The sequence below is a fragment of the Leeuwenhoekiella marinoflava DSM 3653 genome (assembly GCF_900129005.1).
Classification (GTDB): Bacteria; Bacteroidota; Bacteroidia; order Flavobacteriales; family Flavobacteriaceae; genus Leeuwenhoekiella; species Leeuwenhoekiella marinoflava.
This window is the reverse complement of record NZ_FQUN01000039.1, coordinates 1-2,546: the sequence shown is the minus strand read 5'-3', so window position 1 is coordinate 2,546 and position 2,546 is coordinate 1. Positions and strand designations below refer to the sequence as shown.

General features: G+C 40.0%; 1 protein-coding gene. It reads right to left on the bottom strand.

Annotated elements, in window-relative coordinates:
* Positions 1 to 2,546 (bottom strand): beta strand repeat-containing protein (locus BUB91_RS20570; RefSeq protein WP_254796118.1); only part of this gene is annotated, 2,546 nt, incomplete at both ends.

The window sequence follows — 2,546 nt, the reverse complement described above, 5'->3', positions numbered from 1 at the left end:
GCAGTAGTTGCTACTAAATCTGTGGTACCTCCCTCACATACTTCTACGTCCTGAGACGCAGCAGCAATTACTGGAAGACCCGAAGTAACTGCCACTTCATGTAAGTCTAGATTTTGAGCCGTACTCACTGCTAAAAGTGAAGAAAGACGTACAACAATGCGGTCTGCAGGCCCTGAAACGTCAAAGGGAACCTGCGCGACAGCACCGCCTTGCAATAGTCCTAATAAATCAAGATTTAGTAGGGATGAAAGACTCGACGTAGAAACTAATGTAGGTCCATTGTAAGCTTCAAATATTATATTATTGGCAACACCCACTGCTAGTAATGCTGGATTTACTTTTAAACTTATTTTGAAATCTTCACTAGCTTGTGTTACACTTGCAAAATAAATTTCTTGTTCTACTGATGCCGCTACACCTACAACCCCAAGATTCAATTGAGAGAAGGTTAAAGGATCGCCGTCTATCGCATTGTTTGGATTTGTTACTCCGGCTCCTAAAAGCCCTAATCCATTTACTTCAAAAGTTGTAAACGAAGGTGCATTACAAATCGCTGAATCTATAGTAAGCTCATTTGTTGTTAAATCTGTACTGGTAGTACCCAATGTATTGGTAGAAGTAGCTACAACATCATAAATACCTTCAGTAAGAGCGGTAGAAATATCTAAAGTCCAAGTATCATCGCCATTATCGATTAGATCACCATCGCCTTCTGTATAAACAACTCCGTTTACTTCTACTGTCAAGTCATCAACTGAATCTGCTGTACCGGTAATTCTAGGTGTAGTATCACTAGTAATTAAAAAGTCTACCATTGGAACTGTTGGTACTGCCGTATCAATTGTAAGTTCATTAGTGGTTGCATCTGTTGAAGTGTTACTCGCCGCATCTGTTGCAGTAGCAATCACATCATATGTCCCATCGGTTAGCGTATTTACTGACGGAATAACTAAAGTCCACGTATCATCGCCGTTATCAGTTAAATTCCCATCTCCTTCAATATACGTTACTCCGTCTACACTTACTGTCAATTCATCTGATGAATCAAATGTTCCTGTAATTGTAGGTGTAGGGTTATTTGTTGTTAGTAAATCTACCGTTGGCTGTGTTGGCGCAACAGTATCAATAATCAATTCATCGGTTGTTCCATCAGTTGAAGTATTGCCTGCCTCATCAGTAGCAGTAGCTATCACATCATAAACTCCATCAGTTAGCGCATTAGCTGCAGGAATAACTAAAGTCCAAGTATCATCGCCATTATCGACCAAATTCCCATCTCCTTCAATATACATTACTCCATCTACTGTTACGGTTAAGTCATCTACTGAATCAAATGTTCCCGTAATTGTAGGTGTAGGATTATTTGTTGTCAATTGATCTACCGTTGGTTGTTTTGGCGCTGTAATATCTATAGTAAGTTCATCAATGGTCGCATCTGTAGCTGTATTTCCTGCTGCATCCGATGCTGTTGCTATTACATTATAAACTCCTTCAGACAAAACTGTAGGTATGTCTAAACTCCAAGTGTCGTTACCGTTATCGGTTAGGTTTACATCTCCTTCAGTGTAAGTCACTCCATTAACTACAACCGTTAAAGTTACTGCTGAATCTGAAGTACCGGTAATTGTAGGAGTCGTGTCATTAGTTATTAAGAAATCTACCGTTGGAACCGCTGGTGCTGTAAGATCTATAGTAAGCTCTCCATTGGTTGGATCTGTAGCAGACTGTATGCCCTGAGTTGCAGTCGCAGACACATCATAAATACCTTCACCCAAAGTTACCGGAATAACTAAAGTCCAAGTATCATCTCCATTATCAGTTAGATCAGATCCTGTTTCGCTGTATGTAACGCCATTAACTATAACCGTTAGGTCGTCAGCTGAATCTGCTGTACCGGTAATAGTAGGGCTTGTATTATTTGTTACCTGAGCAACAACTGTAGGTGTTGTAGGCAGCATCGTATTGATAGTCAATTCATTCACGGTAAGATCTGAACTGCTATTTCCTGCTAAATCTGTTGCAGTAACAACAACATCATAAATTCCATCCGCAAGTTCATTTCCTACGGGAACAACTAGCGTCCAGGTATTATTACCGTTATCAGTTAAGTCACCATCTCCTTCAGTATAGGTTACCCCGTTTAAAGTTACAGTAAGTACATCTGCAGAGTCTGCAGTTCCGGTAATCACTGGTGTGGTATTGCTAGTTTCCTGATTATTGACTGTAGGAGTTGTAGGAAGAGTTGTATCTACAATAAGCTCATTAGTAGTTTCATCAGTCGATGTATTGCCTGCTGCATCAGAGGCTACTGTAACTATATCATAAGTCCCATCAGCTAAAGCATTAGCTGCAGGTATTGTTAAACTCCAAGTGCTATCTCCATTGTCTATCAAATTACCATCTCCCTCAACGTAAGTAACTCCATCTACGCTAACCGTTAAGTCATCAATGGAATCAGCTGTTCCGGTGATTGTTGGAGTAGGATTATCGGTAACTAAAACATCTACCGTTGGAATCGTGGGATTATTAAGATCTAGTGTATATAA